General features: G+C 71.2%; 13 protein-coding genes. 6 read left to right on the top strand and 7 right to left on the bottom strand.

Features of this window, described 5'->3' with window-relative positions; genetic code table 11:
* Positions 1 to 38: 38 nt before the first annotated feature.
* Positions 39 to 3,536 (bottom strand): DNA-directed RNA polymerase subunit beta, encoded by a 3,498-nt coding sequence (gene rpoB / locus MA875_RS01455; RefSeq protein ID WP_248239817.1) that lies wholly within the window; start codon positions 3,534 to 3,536, stop codon positions 39 to 41.
* Between the two features lie 299 nt (positions 3,537 to 3,835).
* Here rpoB and MA875_RS01450 point away from each other — a divergent pair, with 299 nt between their 5' ends.
* Positions 3,836 to 6,505, top strand: coding sequence for a DUF4062 domain-containing protein (locus tag MA875_RS01450; protein WP_248239815.1), 2,670 nt, complete (start codon positions 3,836 to 3,838; stop codon positions 6,503 to 6,505).
* Between the two features lie 18 nt (positions 6,506 to 6,523).
* On the opposite strand, the gene MA875_RS01445 is transcribed toward MA875_RS01450, so the two are convergent.
* Positions 6,524 to 8,167, bottom strand: coding sequence for a 5-oxoprolinase subunit B/C family protein (locus MA875_RS01445; protein WP_282448605.1), 1,644 nt, complete (start codon positions 8,165 to 8,167; stop codon positions 6,524 to 6,526).
* Positions 8,168 to 8,178: 11 nt separating this feature from the next.
* On the bottom strand, positions 8,179 to 8,934 hold the full coding sequence (gene pxpA, locus MA875_RS01440) for a 5-oxoprolinase subunit PxpA (protein ID WP_248239811.1): 756 nt from the start codon (positions 8,932 to 8,934) through the stop codon (positions 8,179 to 8,181).
* 92 nt (positions 8,935 to 9,026) lie between these two features.
* Here pxpA and MA875_RS01435 point away from each other — a divergent pair, with 92 nt between their 5' ends.
* On the top strand, positions 9,027 to 10,775 hold the full coding sequence (locus MA875_RS01435; protein ID WP_248239810.1) for an ABC transporter ATP-binding protein: 1,749 nt from the start codon (positions 9,027 to 9,029) through the stop codon (positions 10,773 to 10,775).
* 480 nt (positions 10,776 to 11,255) lie between these two features.
* Here MA875_RS01435 and MA875_RS01430 read toward each other — a convergent pair whose 3' ends face one another.
* From MA875_RS01430 to MA875_RS01420, 3 genes are all read right to left on the bottom strand, one after another.
* Positions 11,256 to 12,215: an ABC transporter permease gene (locus MA875_RS01430; protein WP_248239809.1), complete on the bottom strand. Its 960-nt coding sequence runs from the start codon at positions 12,213 to 12,215 to the stop codon at positions 11,256 to 11,258.
* The gene (locus MA875_RS01425; RefSeq protein WP_248239808.1) at positions 12,212 to 13,216 is read right to left on the bottom strand and encodes an ABC transporter permease; all 1,005 of its coding nucleotides are present in this window, start codon (positions 13,214 to 13,216) and stop codon (positions 12,212 to 12,214) included. The genes MA875_RS01430 and MA875_RS01425 overlap by 4 nt, the downstream gene beginning before the upstream one ends.
* A gap of 91 nt (positions 13,217 to 13,307) precedes the next feature.
* On the bottom strand, positions 13,308 to 14,975 hold the full coding sequence (locus tag MA875_RS01420) for an ABC transporter substrate-binding protein (protein WP_248239807.1): 1,668 nt from the start codon (positions 14,973 to 14,975) through the stop codon (positions 13,308 to 13,310).
* Positions 14,976 to 15,193: 218 nt separating this feature from the next.
* Between MA875_RS01420 and MA875_RS01415 the strand changes: the two genes are divergently transcribed.
* The 3 genes from MA875_RS01415 to MA875_RS01405 all read left to right on the top strand — a co-directional run bounded on the left by MA875_RS01415 (position 15,194) and on the right by MA875_RS01405 (position 17,279).
* A complete protein-coding gene (locus tag MA875_RS01415) occupies positions 15,194 to 16,057 on the top strand; it encodes a spermidine synthase (protein WP_248239806.1) in 864 nt (287 codons plus the stop codon).
* 109 nt (positions 16,058 to 16,166) lie between these two features.
* Positions 16,167 to 16,694, top strand: coding sequence for a hypothetical protein (locus MA875_RS01410; RefSeq protein ID WP_248239805.1), 528 nt, complete (start codon positions 16,167 to 16,169; stop codon positions 16,692 to 16,694).
* A 30-nt stretch (positions 16,695 to 16,724) separates the two neighbouring features.
* Entirely contained in the window at positions 16,725 to 17,279 is a 555-nt protein-coding gene (locus MA875_RS01405; RefSeq protein WP_248239803.1) for a SprT-like domain-containing protein, read from the top strand.
* Here MA875_RS01405 and MA875_RS01400 read toward each other — a convergent pair.
* Positions 17,232 to 17,912 carry a 2-phosphosulfolactate phosphatase gene (locus MA875_RS01400; RefSeq protein WP_248239801.1) on the bottom strand — a complete coding sequence of 227 codons (681 nt, stop codon included), beginning with the start codon at positions 17,910 to 17,912 and terminating at the stop codon, positions 17,232 to 17,234. The two genes, MA875_RS01405 and MA875_RS01400, sit on opposite strands and share 48 nt — an antisense overlap.
* A 52-nt stretch (positions 17,913 to 17,964) precedes the next feature.
* Here MA875_RS01400 and MA875_RS01395 point away from each other — a divergent pair, with 52 nt between their 5' ends.
* A complete protein-coding gene (locus tag MA875_RS01395) occupies positions 17,965 to 18,531 on the top strand; it encodes a hypothetical protein (protein ID WP_248239799.1) in 567 nt (188 codons plus the stop codon).
* Positions 18,532 to 18,699: the final 168 nt, after the last annotated feature.

Raw genomic sequence — 18,699 nt, 5'->3', positions numbered from 1 at the left:
CCTGTTGTCAAAAGTGGGTTGCGGTCGGCGTCGACGGATCAGATCTCGTCGATCGACGACGACTCGAAGCGGCTCGAGATGTTGATGCCGAGCTCCTCAGCGGCGCGGTACGCCTCGTCGGTGCTGTCGCGGAGGCTGACCACGGTGCCGTCGGCCGAGAGGACCTCGACGTTCAGGCACAGCGACTGCATCTCCTTCATGAGCACCTTGAACGACTCGGGGATGCCGGGCTCCTGCAGGTTCTCGCCCTTGACGATCGACTCGTACGCCTTGACGCGACCGGGGATGTCGTCGGACTTGATCGTGAGGAGCTCCTGGAGCGCGTATGCGGCGCCGTAGGCCTCGAGTGCCCACACCTCCATCTCACCGAACCGCTGACCGCCGAACTGCGCCTTACCACCCAGCGGCTGCTGCGTGATCATCGAGTAGGGGCCGGTGGAACGGGCGTGGATCTTGTCGTCCACGAGGTGGTGCAGCTTCAGGATGTACATGTACCCGACGGAGATCGGCGCCGGGAACGGCTCACCCGACCGGCCGTCGAACAGCTGGGTCTTGCCCGACGAGTCGATCAGGCGCACACCGTCGCGGGTGAGCGTCGTCGAGTCCAGCAGACCCGCGATCTCCTCCTCAGCGGCGCCGTCGAACACGGGGGTGGCGACCTTCGTGCCCGGAGCGGCCTCGCGAGCCTCCTCGGGCAGGCGCACGGCCCACTCGGGGTTGCCCTCGACCTTCCAACCCTGCTTGGCGATCCACCCGAGGTGGGTCTCCAGAACCTGGCCGAAGTTCATGCGGCCCGGGATGCCGAGGGGGTTCAGGACGACGTCGACCGGCGTGCCGTCGGCGAGGAACGGCATGTCCTCGACCGGCAGGATCTTGGCGATGACGCCCTTGTTGCCGTGACGGCCGGCGAGCTTGTCACCCTCGGTGATCTTGCGCTTCTGGGCGATGTAGACCACGACGCGGCGGTTCACGCCCGAGCCGAGCTCGTCGTCGCCGTCCTCGGCGTTGAACTCCTTGACCGCGATGATCGTGCCCTGCTCACCGTGAGGAACCTTCAGCGAGGTGTCGCGCACCTCGCGGCTCTTCTCGTTGAAGATGGCGCGCAGCAGTCGCTCCTCGGCCGAGAGCTCGGTCTCGCCCTTGGGCGTGACCTTGCCGACGAGGATGTCGCCGGGGCGCACCTCGGCGCCGATGCGGATGATGCCGCGCTCGTCGAGGTCCTTCAGCAGGTCGGGGCTGACGTTGGGGAGGTCACGGGTGATCTCCTCCTTGCCGAGCTTGGTGTCGCGGGCGTCGACCTCGTACTCCTCGATGTGGATCGAGGAGAGGGTGTCGTCCTTCACCAGGTCCTGGCTGAGGATGATGGCGTCCTCGAAGTTGTGACCCTCCCAGGTCATGAACGCCACGAGCAGGTTCTTGCCGAGCGCGAGCTCGCCGTTCTCGGTCGCCGGGCCGTCGGCGATGACCTCGCCGGCCTCGATGCGGTCGCCCGCCGAGACGATCACGCGCTGGTTGTAGCTCGTGCCCTGGTTGGACCGGTCGAACTTGCGCAGGAAGTAGTCCTGCGTGCCGCCCTCGTCGAGCTGGATGGTGACGACGTCGGCCGACACCTCCAGGACCACACCGCTCTTCTCGGCGGTGACGACGTCACCGGCGTCGACGGCGGCGTAGCCCTCCATACCGGTTCCGACCACGGGCGACTCGCTGCGCAGCAGCGGCACAGCCTGGCGCTGCATGTTCGCACCCATGAGCGCGCGGTTGGCGTCGTCGTGCTCGAGGAAGGGGATGAGGGATGTCGCGACCGACACCATCTGGCGCGGCGAGACGTCCATGTAGCCGATCTCATCGGCGGGGATGAGGTCGACCTCGCCGCCGATCTTCCGCGCGAGGACCCGGTCCTCCTGGAAGTGGCCGTCCGCCTTCAGCGGCGCGTTGGCCTGGGCGATGATGAAGTCGCTCTCCTCGCTGGCCGTGAGGTAGTCGATCTGGTCGGTGACCTTGCCGTCGACGACCTTGCGGTACGGGGTCTCGATGAAGCCGAACGAGTTGATGCGGGCGAACGAGGCCAGCGATCCGATCAGACCGATGTTCGGGCCTTCCGGGGTCTCGATCGGGCACATGCGGCCGTAGTGCGACGGGTGGACGTCACGGACCTCGACGCCGGCGCGCTCGCGCGACAGACCGCCGGGGCCCAGCGCCGAGAGGCGGCGCTTGTGGGTCAGGCCCGCCAGCGGGTTGTTCTGGTCCATGAACTGCGACAGCTGCGAGGTGCCGAAGAACTCCTTGATCGCGGCGACCACGGGGCGCACGTTGATCAGGGTCTGCGGGGTGATCGCCTCGATGTCCTGCGTGGTCATCCGCTCGCGGACGACGCGCTCCATGCGCGACAGGCCCGTGCGGACCTGGTTCTGGATGAGCTCGCCGACGGCGCGGATGCGGCGGTTGCCGAAGTTGTCGATGTCGTCAACGTCGAGACGGATCTCGACGTTCTTGCCACCGCGGACACCCTCGAAGGTCTCGTCGCCGCGGTGCACGCGCACGAGGTACTTGATGGTGGCGACGATGTCGTCGACGGTGAGCACCGAGTCCGACAGCGGAGCATCCAGCCCCAGCTTCTGGTTGATCTTGTAGCGACCCACCTTCGCCAGGTCGTAGCGCTTGGGGTTGAAGTAGAAGTTGTCCAGCAGCGCGCGGGCGGCCTCGGCGGCGACCTGCTCGCCCGGACGGAGCTTGCGGTAGATGTCGCGGAGCGCGTCCTCCTTGGACAGGATCGTGTCCTTGGAGAGGGTCTCCTCGATCGAGTCGAAACCGGCGAACTCGTTCAGGATGTCCTCGCTGGAAAGGCCCAGGGCCTTCAGGAACACCGTGACCGACTGCTTGCGCTTGCGGTCGATGCGGACGCCGACCTGGTCGCGCTTGTCGATCTCGAACTCCAGCCACGCTCCGCGGCTGGGGATGATCCGCGCCGACACGATGTCCTTGTCGGAGGTCTTGTCGGGGGTCTTGTCGAAGTAGACACCGGGGGAACGCACGAGCTGCGAGACCACGACACGCTCGGTGCCGTTGATGATGAACGTGCCCTTATCGGTCTGGAGCGGGAAGTCGCCCATGAAGACCGTCTGGGTCTTGATCTCACCGGTCTGGTGGTTCATGAACTCGGCCTCGACGTACAGCGGGGCGGCGTAGGTCTTGCCGCGCTCCTTGCACTCTTCGATCGAGTACTTCTCGGGCTCGAGGTAGGGGTTGGTGAACGAGAGCTGCATCGTCTCGCTCAGGTCCTCGATCGGGGAGATCTCCTCGAAGATCTCCTCCAGTCCGCTCATCTCGGGGACATCGCTGCGGCCGGCGGCCTTGGCCTCGGCGACGCGGGCGCGCCACTGGTCGTTGCCGACGAGCCAGTCGAAGGACTCGGTCTGCAGCGCGAGAAGGTCGGGAACCGTCAGCGTGTCGGAGATCTTCGCGAACGAGAGCCGCGATGCGCCGCGGCCGTTCTTGGGGGTGGTGGTGGGATTGGATGCGTTGGGCGCAGCAGCCAAGGGGATAACCTCCGTGAGCCCGGTGTCGGGCTTCGTTTCCTTGTCGTCAGGTGGAGTGCTCAGTCGTCCCCGAAGCCTGCACGTCGCGCACCGCGGTGAAGCGGGGGCGTGCAGTCACAGCCGACCACCATATGAGGGCAGGGGGAAACCAAGAGCGCAAGGAACAAGCATAGTCCGGATGACGCGCCGTGTCCAGCGCAATCCTTGACGAGTGGATGTTCCTCGGGTATAACCCCGCGAAATCCCCCGTCATTCCCCGGGATCTGGTGGAGAGGAGCGTCGAACGCCATGATGTCTCCATGACGGGGGGCGACGCCGCCACCGCGGGATTCGTCGAGTCCGCGACCGGGGCGGGGCGGGAGCGGGTGATCCGCACGCCCGACCAGCGCCTGAGGATCTTCGTCAGCTCCACGCTGCGCGAACTCGCCGATGAGCGGGTCGCCGTCCGCGAGGCCATCGAGAGCCTGCGGCTGGCGCCGGTGATGTTCGAGCTCGGCGCGCGGCCGCACCCTCCCCGCGCGCTCTACCGCTCCTACCTCGCGCAGAGCGACGTGTTCGTGGGGATCTACGGCGACAGCTACGGGTGGGTGGCCCCGGACGATCAGGTCTCGGGCCTCGAGGACGAGTACAACCTCGCGCCACGCGACATGCCGAAGCTGATCTACATCCGCGCATCGACGGGCCGCGATCCGCGCCTGGAAGAGCTCATCGACCGGATCCGCGCCGATGACACCGCCGCCTACCTCCCCTTCGCGTCGGTCGACGAACTGCGCGACCACGTGCGCAACGACCTCGCCACCCTCCTCGCCGAACGGTTCGACGCCTCCCGACCGCCCGCCGATCTCGAGGTGTCGGAGGTCGTGCCCGTGGCGGCGCCGAAGGTCCCCATCCCGTACACCACCACCATCGGGAGGGAGGGGGATGTCGCGGCGATCCGCGATCTGCTGACCGGCTCCGCTCACGTGGTGAGCCTCATCGGCCCGGGCGGGGTGGGCAAGAGCAGGCTGGCGATCGAGGTCGCCCGCGCGAGCGAGGACCTCTTCCCCGACGGGGTGTACTTCGTCCTTCTGGAGGGCGTCCTCGAGGCCGGTCTGGTCGTCCCGACGATCGCCTACTCCCTCGGGGTCCGCGACAACGGCGAGGCACCGCTCGAGGAGCGCATCGCGCGCGCCCTGTCGGGCCGGCGCGTGCTCGTGGTGCTGGACAACTTCGAGCAGGTGATCGAGGCCGCACCCCTCCTCGTGCGCCTCTCCCACGCCTCGCCCATGGCGACCTTCCTCGTCACGAGCCGCATCGTGCTGCGCATCCGCGGGGAGCAGGTGTTCGACGTCTCGGGGCTGCCCGTCCCCGACTCGTGGACCCGGGCGACGCTCGAACGCGTGCGCGCGACCCCCGCGTGCCGTCTCTTCGCCGATCGGGCCGGTGCGGTCAGTCCCGGCTTCGCCCTCTCCGACACCAACGCGCAGGACGTCGCCGACATCTGCCGCCGCCTGGAGGGGCTGCCGTTGGGGATTGAGCTCGCCGCGGCCAAGGTGCGGGTCCTCGGTACGCGCGGGATCGCCGAGCGTCTGGAGCAGAGCCTGCCGCTGCTGACCGCGGCGGTGCGCGACCTTCCCGACCGTCACCGCACGATGCGCGCCACGATCGAGTGGAGCGTCAGCCTCCTCCCGCCCTCGCAGCGTGCGCTGCTGGAGGACCTCGGCGTCTTCGCCACCCGGTTCACCTTCGACGCGGTCGAGGCGATCGGACGGGGAAGATCCTGGGGGCAGAACGCGATGGAAGACCTCGCCGCCCTCGTCGACTCGTCGCTGGTCAAGCCGGTCGACGTCGCCGGTCGCCCCGTGTTCTCGCTCCTGGCGCTGGTGCGCGAATACGCGGTGGGGCGATTGAAGGAACGGGGGGATGCCGCGGCGGTGCGCGCCGCGCACGCCGATCACTATCGCGACCTCGTCGCCCGCATCGCCCCGCGGCTGGGCGGGCCCGGCCAAGCCGACGCCGTCGCGGAGCTGGGGCTCGACCTGCCGAACCTGCGCGCGGCGGTGCGTCACCTCATCCACACCGGCCGCCTCGACGACGCCGGGGACTTCGCGTGGTCGCTCCTCATCTACTGGTGGGTGGCGGGCTTCTTCGCCGAGGTCCGGGTGTGGATGCTCGAACTCCTCGGCAAGGACCAGCCGATCACCCCGCACACCCGCGCCGTCGCGTGGTTCTTCGCCCTGTGGGGCGAGATGTGGCAACGCCCCAGCGAGGAGGCGGTGGCCGGGCTCGGCGAGTGCATCCGGCTCTTCGAGGAGAGCGGAGACGAGGATGCCGCGGCGATGGCGCTCGCGGCACGGGCAACGGCCCGCCTGCAGCTCGAGCTCCCCGACCTCGACACCGCCGATCGCGAGCTGACCTCTGCGGTGGAGAGGCTCCACGAGCTCGGCAACACCTGGGCCGAGGCCATCACCGAGGTCGCCCGCGGGCGGCTCGCCTGGCTCCGCGGCCAGACCGCCGACGCGCTCGCCCACTTCGATCGCGCGACCGCAGCGGCCGCCACCGGCGGCGACCTCTTCACCACGTCGGTGGCGGGCAACCACCTCGCGCGCCTTCAGCTCGTGCGCGGCGAGATCGACACGGCCGAGGCGCAGTGCGTCCGCACGCTCCTGGTGTCGCTGCGCCTGCATTTCGAAGAGGGGATCGCGTACGGACTGGAAGGGCTGTGCGCCGTGGCCGCCGCTCGCGGCGACGGCGAACGGGCAGGCGCGCTGTCGGCTGTCGCGGCGGTCATCCGTCACCGCATCGGCGTGTTCGACGCCGAGGCGTTCACGGTGCACACGCCCCAGCTCGACGCGATGCGCGCGGCCGATCCCGCGGCGGTCGCCGCCGGCGAGCAGCGCGGGAACGACCTGACGCTCGCCGAGGCGATCGCGCTGGCCCTTCCCGCGGACGCGCGCGACGAGGCCGCCGCGCTCCTCGCCCACTGGTGAGGCCTGCGCGCGCGGCGGTCAGTCGGGAGGACGCGCGTGGCGGAAGCGGATGCGGCTGCCCGGCCGGGCCTGAGCGAGCGCGTCGCGCGCGGCATCCGTCACGACCGCGATCACGGGGTAGCCGCCGGTGACGGGGGCGTCGGGTCCGAGGATCGTGGGCCGGCCGGACGGCGGCACCTGCAGGGCGCCGGGCACCATTCCCTCGCTCGGGAGTTCGCCGTGGCGCGCGCGAGCGAGCGCCGGACCGTCGAGGCGGATGCCGACGCGGTCGGCGGCGCCCGAGACCGTCCATATCGCCTCGAAGAGCGTTGCCCGCGCGTCGGCGGTGAACCAGTCCGCGCGCGGCCCGGGAGCGAGCTCGACCTCGAGATCGTCACCGTCGGGCGCGCCCCACGGGGCGTCGGGGGCGGGCGGGACGGGGGTTGTGGAGTGGGCGCCCACGGCGAGCACGGTGCCCGCGGCGAGGCGTGCGGGTCCGAGGCCCGAGAGGATGTCGGTGGCCGCCGAGCCGCGGACCGTCGGCGCCTCGACGCCGCCGCGGAGGGCGAGGTATGCGCGCGCGCCGCGCTCGATCCACCCGACCTCGAGCTCGGCACCGGCGGGCCACGGGTGCGCGACGTAGGGATCGACGTCGCGCCCGGCGAGTCGGAGCGGCCCGCCCCCGCCGGTGACGGCGAACCAGAGCTCGGCGAGGGCGACGGCGCGGAACCCGCCGAGGGTGATCTCGATCGCCGCCGCGCCCTCGGGGTTTCCGACGAGGCGGTTCGCGGCGCCGAGCGCCCGGCGGTCCATCGCGCCCGACCGGGCGATGCCGAGAGCCGCGGCCCCCGGCCGGCCGAGATCCTGCACGGTGGCGAGCAGCCCCGGCTCCTCGACCCGGATCGCCCCCGCGCCCGCCTCCTTCGCTGCCCCCGCGCCCGCCGGGGTGCGCTTCGGCCCCCCCGTTCGGGGCGCGTTTCTCCGGTCGGGGCGCGACGATTCCGCCCCAAAGGGAGAGTCGCGCCCCATACCGGGCGCGGGGACGGGGACCGGTGCGGCGCCTCCGGGTGCCGCGGTGACGGCGCCGACCGGGCGGAACCGCACCCGCGTTCCCGGCGCGAGGAGCGCCGGGTTCTCTGCGGCGGGGTCGAAAAGCGGCGCGTCGGTCGTGCCGAGAAGGCGCCACCCGCCGGGGGTCTCGCGCGGATACGCCCCCGAGAACTGCCCCGCCACCCCCACCGCTCCGGCCGGCACGCGGGTGCGCGGGGTGTCCAGCCGCGGCACGTCGAAGGGCCATTCGTCGCTCACGAGGTACCCGAACCCGGGCGCGAATCCGGTGAACGCGACGGTCCACGTCGCGTCCGCGTGGCGCCGCGCGAACTCGGAGGCCGACGCTCCGAGCAGCTCCGCGGTCTCGGCGAGATCGGGGCCGTCGTAGCGGATGTCGAGCACGACCTCCGCGGCGGCCGCCGCCGCCCGTGGTGGGGCCGCGCCCGCGGCATCCGTCACCCAGGCCCGCGCGCGTGAGAGGCTCAGCACCGCGGGATCGACGGTGATGAGCACCGTGCGCGCCGCGGGGACGATGTCGATGACGCCGGCGGGGACGGATGCCACGAGGCGGCCGTGCAGCGCCAGCACCTCGTCGAGTCCCGCCACCTCGACGAGGACCGCCCGGTCGCCCATCGTCAGGATGTTCACCACGGCGCCCGCACGGTCACGCCCGCAGCATCCAGCGCGCGTCGCACCGCCTCCCCCATCGCCACGGCGGCCGGCGAATCGCCGTGGAGGCACAGCGAGGCGGCCGCGACGTCGAGCACCGTCCCATCGATGGCCACGACCTCCCCCGATCGCGCCAGCCGGATCGCCCGCTCCGCCGCCGCGGCCGCGTCGTCGAGCACCGCTCCGGGACGCCCCCGGGGCACCAGGCCCCCGCCCGGGAGGTATCCCCGATCGAGGAAGGCCTCGACCACGAACGGCAGGCCGACCGCTTCGGCGGCCCGAGCGATCTCGCCCGGCATTCCGAGGATCGGCACCGCGCGGCCGAGCGATCCCGCGAACGCGGCCACGGCCTCGGCCACCGCGCCCGCCTGGTCCGCGTCGGCCGACACCGCGTGGTAGAGCGCGCCGTGCGGCTTGACGTACCGGATCTCGGCGCCCGCGGCGGCGAGCGCCCGCAGCTGCTCGGCGACCTCGATCCGCAGGTCGGCCGCCGCGATCGCCATCGGCACCCGTCCGAAATTCGCCGGGTCGGGATACGACGGATGCGCCCCGACGGCCACGCCGTGAGCGGTCGCGCGCGCCACCGACTCGCGCATCGAGGCCTCGTCGCCCGCGTGCCCGCCGCAGGCGATGCTCGCGCTGGAGATCACGGCGAACATCGCCGCATCGTCGGCCGTCGGCATCCCGTCGACCGTCTCTCCCAGGTCGGCATTCAGGTCGATCGCGCCCATGCGTTCACGCTACGCCGAGGCGCAACGTTACGGATGCGTAAAGGCTCCCCCCGGCGGATGCGCCCACCCCCGCGCCGAGGCAGGATGGGGGGATGCCTCGATCTTTCGAGCGGCCCGCGGCAGGGACGCCGCTGCTGCAGGTCCGCGACATGGCCGTGGAGTTCCGCACCGTCGACGGGACGGTCCACGCCGTCGAAGGGGTCGACCTCGATCTCGCCGCCGGCGAGACCCTCGCCATCGTCGGCGAGTCGGGGTCGGGGAAGTCGACGACCGCGATGGCCGTGATCGGCCTCCTGCCCGGCAACGGACGGGTGACGCAGGGCTCGATCCTCTTCGAAGGCGAGAACCTCGTCGGAGCACCCGAGTCGGTCATGCGCCAGGTGCGCGGCCGCTCGATCGGCCTCGTTCCTCAAGACCCGATGTCGAACCTCAACCCGGTTGCGAAGATCGGCACCCAGGTCGCCGAGACCCTCCTCGCGCACGGCCTGGCCACCCGCAAGGACGTCGACCGGAAGGTCGTCGAGACCCTCGAGGCCGCCGGCCTCCCCGATGCCGCTGCCCGCGCGAAGCAGTACCCGCACGAGTTCTCCGGCGGCATGCGCCAGCGCGCGCTCATCGCGATCGGACTGGCGTGCAACCCCAAGCTCCTCATCGCCGACGAGCCCACGAGCGCGCTCGACGTGACGGTGCAGAAGACGATCCTCGACCAGCTCGACCGGATGACCAGCGACACCGGCACCTCGGTGATGCTCATCACGCACGACCTCGGGCTCGCCGCCGAGCGCGCCTCGCGGGTGGTGGTGATGCATCGCGGACGCATCGTCGAGCAGGGGCCCGCGCGGCAGATCCTCGAAGACCCGCAGCAGCCCTACACCCAGGCGCTCGTCAAGGCCGCGCCGTCGGTGGCGGCGGTGCGGCTTCGTCCCGAGGTCTTCCGCCGGGCCGAGAAGACGGATGCCGCCGAGCCGGCCGTGCCCGCGGCATCCGCGCCCGTCGTGGTGACCGAGCCGGCTGCGCCCGGTGAGCCGGGTGCGCCGGGTGCCGGGGCTGCGCCCGACCACATCGTCGAGGTCGAGGGTCTGACGAAGGTCTTCCCGGTGCGCGGACAGAAGGACGACTTCGTCGCCGTGAAGGACGTCTCGTTCGCCATCCCGCGCGGCCAGACCGTCGCGATCGTCGGGGAGTCGGGGTCGGGGAAGACCACGACCGCGCGGATGATGCTGAAGGTCGTCGAGCCCACGAGCGGCACGATCTCGTTCGACGGGGTCGACGTGTCGACCCTGAAGGGTCGGGCGCTGAGGGATTTCCGCCAGAAGGTGCAGCCGATCTTCCAGGACCCCTACTCGTCGCTGAACCCGATGTTCACCATCGAGCGGCTGATCGAGGAGCCGCTGGAGTTCTACCGGCGAGGCTCATCGGCCGAGCGCACCAAGCGGGTGCGGCAGCTGCTGGATGACGTGGCGCTGCCGGCGTCCATGATGAGGCGCTATCCGTCGGAGCTGTCCGGCGGCCAGCGTCAGCGCGTGGCGATCGCGCGGGCTCTCGCGTTGTCGCCCGAGCTGATCGTCTGCGACGAACCCGTTTCGGCACTCGACGTCCTCGTGCAGGACCAGGTGCTGCGGCTCCTGCGCGACCTGCAGCGCGAGTACGGGCTGAGCTACCTTTTCATCTCCCACGACCTCGCGGTGGTGCGGCTCATCAGCGACTACGTCTGCGTGATGAAGGACGGCCACCTGGTCGAGGCGGCGTCGGGCGAGGAGATCTTCACCAACCCGCGCGACCCCTACACCCGGCGCCTCCTCGCATCGATCCCGGGCAACGAGCTCGACATCGCGGTCTAGCTGTCGCGCCCCGCGGCGGGGGTCGCGGCGGGCGGCGGGCGGCGGGCGGCGTCCCGCCGGGCGACCTTCACCTGTCGCAAACGGTCGAGCCGACCCGCCGATCGCGACAGGCGAAGCCCCCACACCGGCATCCCCCGCCGCTCCCCCGACACGATTCGCCCCTCACCGGCGCGAGGAGGGGCCGAACGTGACGGGGGAACCGGTGAGGAGGGGGCCGAACGTGACGGGGGAGCGCCCGGGGAGGAGAACCGGCCGCGGCGACCCGCCGACGCGCCGATCGCGACAGGCGAAGCCCCCACTCCGCCGCCACCCGCCGCTCCCCCGACACGATTCGCCCCTCTCCGACGCGAGGAGGGGCTGAACGTGACGGGGGAAGCGCGAGGAGGGGCCGAACGTGACGGGGGAAGCGGCGAGGAGAGGCCGAACGTGACGGGGGAGCCCGCGCGAGGGGAGGGAGGAGCGGGCCGCGACGAGCCGGCGCTACCGCGCCCGGGTGCGGGGATCCATCGCCTCGCGCAGCGCCTCGCCGAGCAGGGTGAACCCGAGGGCGGTGATCGTGATGCATGCACCCGGGAGGAACGCCAGCCACGGCGCGATCGCGAGCTCGAGCTGCGCATAGGTGAGCATGCGCCCCCACTCCGCGGTCTGCGGCAATCCGCCGCCGAGCCCGAGGAACGACAGCGCCGCCGCCTCGATGACCGCGGTCGCAAGCGACAGCGTCCCCTGCACGATGACCGGGCCGATCGCGTTGGGAAGCACGTGGCTCATCGTGATCTTGCCGCGGCCGAGGCCAAGCGTCTGGGCCGACAGCACGTAGTCGGCCGAGCGCTGCTGGAGCATCGACGCGCGCAGCAGCCGCGCGAAGACCGGTACCTGCGCGGCACCGATCGCGATCATCACCGACAGCTGGGTCTGACCGAGGATGGCCGCGATCGACACCGCCAGCAGCAGCGAGGGCACCGAGAGCAGGATGTCGACGAAGCGCATGACCACCGCGTCGACCCACCCGCCGAAGGCGCCGGCGATGAGGCCGAGCAGCATGCCGCCCAGAAGCCCGAACGCCGTGGACACCACGCCGATCGTCAGCGACGCCTGCGCACCCCAGATCAGCTTGGACAGCACGTCGCCGCCGAAGCGGTCGAGTCCGAGCGGGAACTGCGCCAGCTCGCCCGGACCCGGGATGTACGTCGGGGTGATGTACCGCTGCCCCGGCAGATCGGTGGGGCCGTAGGGCGCGAGCACCGGTGCGAGCGCGGCGACGAGGATGAACAGCGCGATGATGACCGCGCCCACCCACGCCGAGGGGTTGCGGCGCAGCCGCCGGAACACGTCTCGCCAGAAGCCGCCGCGCACCTGCGCGCCCAGGAGCTCCCGGTCGTCGATCGCGGTGTCGTCGACCGGCCCGCCGCTGGGTGCGGGGGGAAGCATCGCCGAGGTCATTGGACCCTCACTCTCGGGTCGATGAAGCTGTAGGAGACATCCACGATCAGGTTGATCAGCGCGTAGGCGATCGCGATGAAGATGATGAAGCCCTGCAGCACGGGGAAGTCGCGCGTGAAGATGGCGCGCGCCAGGAACGACCCGATGCCCGGGAAGGCGAACACCGTCTCAGTGAGCACCGCCCCCGAGATGAGCAGCCCCGTCTGCAGGCCCACCGTCGTCACGACCGGCAGCAGGGCGTTCCGCAGGATGAACCGTCCCCGGATCGTTCCCTGCGACACGCCCTTGGCCATGCCGGTGCGGACGTAGTCGGCGTTCTGCACCTCCAGCACCGAGGCGCGGGTGATCCGCACGATGATGGCGAGCGGGATGGTCGCGAGGGCCACCGCGGGGAGGATGAGATGGAGTATCGCGTCCCACGCGGCATCCCATTCACCGGTGATGATGCCGTCGATGATGTAGAAGTTCGTGTAGTGCGTCGCATCGATGCGCGGGTCCTGGCGGCCCTCCGAGGGCAGCCAGCCGAGCTGGACCGCGAACACCCACTTCAGCAGGAACGCCAGGAAGAACACCGGGATCGTGATGCCGAGGAGGCTCGCGGCGACGGTGAGGTGGTCGGTGGCCTTGCCGTGCCGGCGGGCGGCCCAGTACCCGAGCGGGATGCCGACGCCGACGGCGATGAGCAGCGCGGCGCTGGAGAGCTCGAGCGTCGCCGGGAAGCGGCGCCAGAACTCCTCGGTGACGGCCCGCCCGGTCTGGATGGACGTGCCGAAGTCGCCCGACAGCAGGCGCCCGAGCCAGACGATGTACTGCTCGAACAGCGGCCGGTCGAACCCGTAGAGGCGGTTGATCTCAGCGACCGCCTCGGGGGTCGCCCGCTCACCGAGGAGCGCGACGGCGGGCCCGCCCGGCAGGGCGCGGACCCAGAGGAACAGGAGGATGGACAGCCCGAACAGCGTCGGAATGAGCAAGAGGATCCTCTTGCCGATGGTGCGGATCACGGATGACAGCCTTCGACGACGAGCGGAGGAGAAGACGAGCGGATGTCGCGGCGCGGCGTCTCAGGCCGCGCCGCGACATCCGGATCGTCACTTACTCCGAGAGCTCGACCAGGTTGTAGACCTCGTCCTGCACGGGGCTCGCCGGGTACGAGGTGACACGCTCGTCGAAGACGAGGGTCGGCACCGGGTGGGCGAGCGGGATGCCGGGGAGGAACTCCATGATCTGCGCGTTCGCGTCGGCGTAGGCCGACTCCTGCTCCTCGGCCGTGGCGAGGCCGCGTCCGGTCGTCAGGGCGCTGAAGATCTCGCTGTTGTCGAAGCCCCACTCGTTCGACGGGGCGCCGAAGAACGTGCCCACGAAGTTGTCGGGGTCGTTGTAGTCACCCGTCCAGCCGAGCAGATGGATGCCGTGCTCGCTGCCGCCCTGGATGAGGTCGAGGTACTCGCCCCACTCGTTGGAGACCGGGTTGAGGACGATTCCGACCGCCTCGAGCTGCGACTGCAGGTTGGTGAAGATCTGCTCGGGGTTGGGCATGTAGGGCCGCGAGATGTTGACCGGGTAGTTGAACGTGATGGTGAGGGGGTTCGACTCGTCGAAGCCCGCCTCGGCCAGCAGCGCCTGGGCCTGCTCGGGGTCGTACTGGTAGGTGGTGACGTCGGGGTTCCAGCCGATCACGCTGTCGGGCATGAACTGCGTGGCCACCTCGGTGCCCTCGGGGAGCACCTGGGAGATGAGCTGCTCCTTGTCGATCGCGTGGGCGATCGCCTGGCGGACGCGCTCGTCGGCGAGCTCGGGCACGGCCTGGTTCATGCCGAGGTAGAGCACGTTGAACGGGTCGCGGTTGATGAGCGTGAAGCCCGCCTCCTCCAGCGCGCCGAGGTCGGCCGGGGCGACGAGGTCGTAGCCGTCGATGCTGCCGGACTCGAGCGCCTGACGGCGCGCCGTGGTGTCGCCGATCACCTGGAAGATGATCTCCTCGACCACGCCCTGCTCACCCCAGTAGTCCTCGTAGGCGGTGAGGGTGGTGGTGCTGCCCGGGTCCCACGACTCGAACTGGAACGGACCGGTGCCGGTGGGGTGCCCGGTGGCGTACTCGCTGAGGGTCGGGGCCTCGGAGGTGCCGCCGACGTCGTCGGCGCCGTACTCCTCCAGGGCGGTGGGGCTCTGCATCGCGAAGGCGGGGAGCGACAGGGCCGGGATGAACCCGGCGAAGGGCTCAGTCAGCGTGACGGTGACCTCGGTGTCGCCGTTGGGCTCGCAGCCGCCGTAGATCGAGGTGCCCGTGTCGGCGTAGCCGCGCATGAGCTTGCCCCAGTAGTACGACAGGCTCTCGCTCTGGGCGATGCCGGTGAAGTTGTTCTGGCGGTCGAAGTTGAAGCACACCGCTTCAGCGTTGAAGGGGGTGCCGTCGTGGAAGGTCACGCCCTCCTCGAGGGTGAAGGTGTAGCTCAGGCCGTCCTCCGACTGCTCCCAGCTGCTGGCGAGCAGCGGAGCGGGGTCGGCCGTGCCGGGCTCGACGCCCACGAGGCCTTCGAAGATCTGCCGCGAGACGCGGAACGACTCGCCGTCGCTGGCGAACGCCGGGTCCAGGCTCGACACGTCGCCGGAGGCGCCGAAGATGAACGTCGAATCGACCTCGCTCGGCTCCTCGCTTCCGCCGCCCTCTTCGCGCTGGCTCGCACAGGCCGTCAGGATCAGCGATCCGATCGCGATGGCGGCGGCGCCTGCGAACAGGCGCTTCCTCGTTGAGTGGAGCATCGTGTACTGCACCTTCCTTTTCGGGGGTTCCCTTGCGGGGCCTCTCAGAGGCCCCCATCCGGGTCGCGAGCACAGCGATGCGCGTGACAGCACCGGCCCACGGAGTGTGATTCCTCGACCGTACCCGCGCGTCGTCGCGCGGATGGTCACGGTGAGGTTGCGATTCTGTTTCGACGCTCACGGCGTGGGGGACGGATGCCGCGGACTAGCGTTGAGACATGGCGCGCGCTCGGGTGGAACAGGTGCGACCCTGGGCGCGGCTGAGCGACGGGACGCTCGCGATGATCGCGCCGTCGGAGTACGACACCGGCTGGGAGCTCATCGTGGATGGGACGCCGCAGTCGCACGTCGACCTCGACGACCCCACGCACCTGCACTTCGAGTACGTGTCGCGCATGGCGGCGGTCATCGACCGCCTGAGGCTCCCCGGTCAACCGCTCACCGCCGTCCACCTGGGCGCCGGGGCGCTGACCGTGCCCCGCTACATCGAGGCGACCCGGCCGGGCTCGCGCCAGCAGGTCATCGAGCTCGAGCAGCCCCTCGTCGACCTCGTGCGCGAGCATCTGCCGCTGCCGCGCGGCGCGGCGATCCGCGTGCGGATCGGCGATGCGCGGATCGGGCTGGCGCGACTTCCCCGCGCCCTGCACGGCGCCGTCGACGTGCTCGTCTCCGACGTGTACGCGGGGGCGCAGACCCCGGCGCACCTGACCACGGTGGAGTTCTATCGCGAGGCCGCCGCGCTGCTCGCTCCCGACGGCGTGCTGCTGGTCAACGTCGCCGACGGTGCGGGGCTCGCCTTCGCCCGTCGACAGGTGGCGACGGTGCGCGAGGTGCTCCCCCACGTCATCGTGCTGGCCGAGGTGCAGACCCTGAAGGGCCGCCGGTTCGGCAACCTCGTCGTCGCCGCCTCCCCGTCGCCCCTTCCCACGCAGTGGCTCCCGCGGCTGATGGCCGCAGGCCCGCACCCGGCGAAGGTCGCCGAGGGCGAGGAGGTGGTCGAGTTCGCGCGCGGAGCGCGCATCGCGACCGACGCCGACTCCACGCCGTCGCCCAAGCCCGCGGCATCCGTCTTCGAACGATGAATTCCGATCCGGATGCCGCCCTGCGGCGTGCCACGCCGGCGCCGGCGTCGCGGTCGCGCAGACTGGGGGAGCGTGGGCGCGGGACCCTCGGGCGTGGAAGGAGTCGATCATGAGCTACATCCTGGGATACGACCCCGACACTCTGCGGGAACAGGTCGACCCCGACCGCTGCGAAGGGCGTCTCGACGAGATCGGCGAGCAGCGGAGCCTTCCCGCCCTCCTCGAGCGGGTGTGGCTGCTGAAGGTGCTCGATCGCCTGGACGACGCGCTGGTGCTCTCGGAGCAGTCGGTGCGTGTGGCCCGGATGGCGGGGACGCGGAAGGACCTCCTGCGCGCTCGGATCCTGCACGCCACCGTGCTGCAGGTGCGCGGACAGCTCGCCGCCGCCGATCAGGAACTCACGGCGTGCGCCGAGGAGGCCGACGGTCAGGGCTGGGCCTCCATCGCCGCCTTCGCGTACCAGCACCGCGGCAAGACCCGGTACGACGGCGAGGACTACGACGCCGCGCGCACCGACTTCAAGCGCGCGCTGTTCCTCCGCCAGGAGTCGGGCGCGCCCGACGAGCAGCTCGAATCGACCCTGTTGGCCATCGACGCGGCCGAGCGGCGGCGCATGCGCACGTCGGTCGCGAGCTGAGTGTCGTAGGTACGTTCTACCGTCTCGGGTATGTCAGAACCTGAACGTGTGCGCGTCTGGGCCAACGCGCTGATCCGGCAGCACCTCGATCCCTCCTGGTCCTTCGGCTTCGACAACGCCAAGCGGCGCGCGGGCCTGTGCGACTTCCGCCGCAAGCGCATCAGCGTCTCGCGCTACCTGTCGGCGCGGTACGACGACGACACCAATCACCAGATGCTCCTGCACGAGGTCGCCCACGCCCTCGCGGGGCCCGCGGCGGGCCACGGCGCGGAGTGGAAGAGCATTGCGCGGGAGCTGGGGTACGTCGGGGGCACCACCCACGACGGTGAGACCGCGGTCGAACTCGCGCCCTGGGTGGGGGTGTGCCCCGCGGGGCACACGGCCTACCGGCACCGGCGACCACCGCGGGCGACGTCGTGCGTCGCCTGCGCACCGCGGTTCGACCGCCGGTACCTGTTCACCTGGACGCGGCGCGAGATCTCCGCCGCGACGCGGCTCGCGGCGCTGACACCGCGACCCGATGCCGGTCCGGGCGGATCAGAGTCGGGCGATGCGGTCCCCGCGCACCACCGGCACGGCATCTGAGGCGTCGACCTCGGCGGCGCGGACGACATCGGGCCGCAGGTCTTTCTCGATGAGCTCCTGGCCCGAGCCGCTCGCGGTGAGCAGGTGACGCACCGCGCCGCGCAGGCCGCGGAACGCCTCGCCCGCAGTCGCGGCCTCGGGTGAGGAGTGATCGATCCCGCGCGTGGCGAGGGCGTCGATGACGGCGCCCGCGCCGAGCAGGTCTTCGACGGCGAAGCGGAGCGGGGCCCCGCCGTGACCCAACTCGCCCGCAGGGATGACCGCGACCGAGGTGCGCCGGCCGCGCCTGGACTGCTCGTCGGCGATGGCCTGCGCGACGGCGGAGGCGTTGCGAAGACCCGCGAGGAGGACGATCGGGCCGGCGGGTTCGTCCTCGACCGCGTGGAGGCCGACCGGCTCGGGCCCCGCGGCTGCGGCGGCGGCGGCGGCGACGCGGGCGCCGTTCAGTGACACGGCGAAGGCGGTGTCATCCAGCATCATCTCCTCGCCGCGGTCGACGACGTCGATCGCGGTGCTGGAGAAGCGGAGCACGTCGACGACGACCGTAACGTCGGCGGGCGCGAGGCGCGCGAGGGCGTCCAGCCCCCAGTCCAGGCGCACCTGGTAGCGGGATTGATCGAAGGGCGCGGGCATTCCGTCAGCCTAAACGGGCGAGCACGCCGGCGCGGAATGACAGAGTGGGCCTATGCGGATCATGCTGAAGCTCGTCATCGACTGCGATGCGGATGCCGCGTGGCGGGCGCTGCACTCCCCGCGCGCGGTCGCGGAACTCTACGGCCCGCTCGTGCAGCTGACCCCCCTCGACCCCGACGAGCTGCCGACCGCGTGGGAGCCGGGCGCCGAGGTCGGCGTCGAGATGAGGTTTGGCGGTCGGGTGTCGCTCGGACGGCAGATCATCCACGCGAGCGATCGGACGATGAAGGGTCCGGACGGCCCCATCCGCATCTTCCGCGACAGCGGGATCCCGATCTCCGGGCCGCTCGCGAGCCTCGACGTGTGGGACCACCAGATGGCGGTCTCCCCCGCGCCGGGCGATCCGACGAAGACCCTGTGGCGCGACCGTCTCGTCATCGGCGGGGCGGCGGCTCCCGTGCTCTGGCCGGGGCTGTGGGCAGCCTGGCAGTGGCGCGCGGCGCGCATCCGCGCGCTCGCCCCGACGTGGGCGCACGATCCGGAGCCCGCGGACGCGGCGCCCGCGTCGGGATCGGACGCGGCGCCCGCGTCGGGATCGGACGCGGCGCCCGCGTCCTGACGTCCCGCGCCGAGCCCATTCACTCGGAGACACACGGGAGGAGATCGACACGAGGGAGGCGGCTGCGCCGCGGCGCGTCCTCCGGTGTGTCGATCTCCTCCCGTGTGTCGGCGAGCGGCCCGGCGAGCGCGCCCCCGCAGGACCCGCCCGCGCGCCCCCGCAGGACCG

The sequence above is a fragment of the Microbacterium kunmingense genome (assembly GCF_023155745.1).
Lineage (GTDB): Bacteria > Actinomycetota > Actinomycetes > Actinomycetales > Microbacteriaceae > Microbacterium > Microbacterium kunmingense.
Note: the sequence above shows the minus strand (reverse complement) of the source record. Positions and strands in the feature narration are given on the sequence as shown.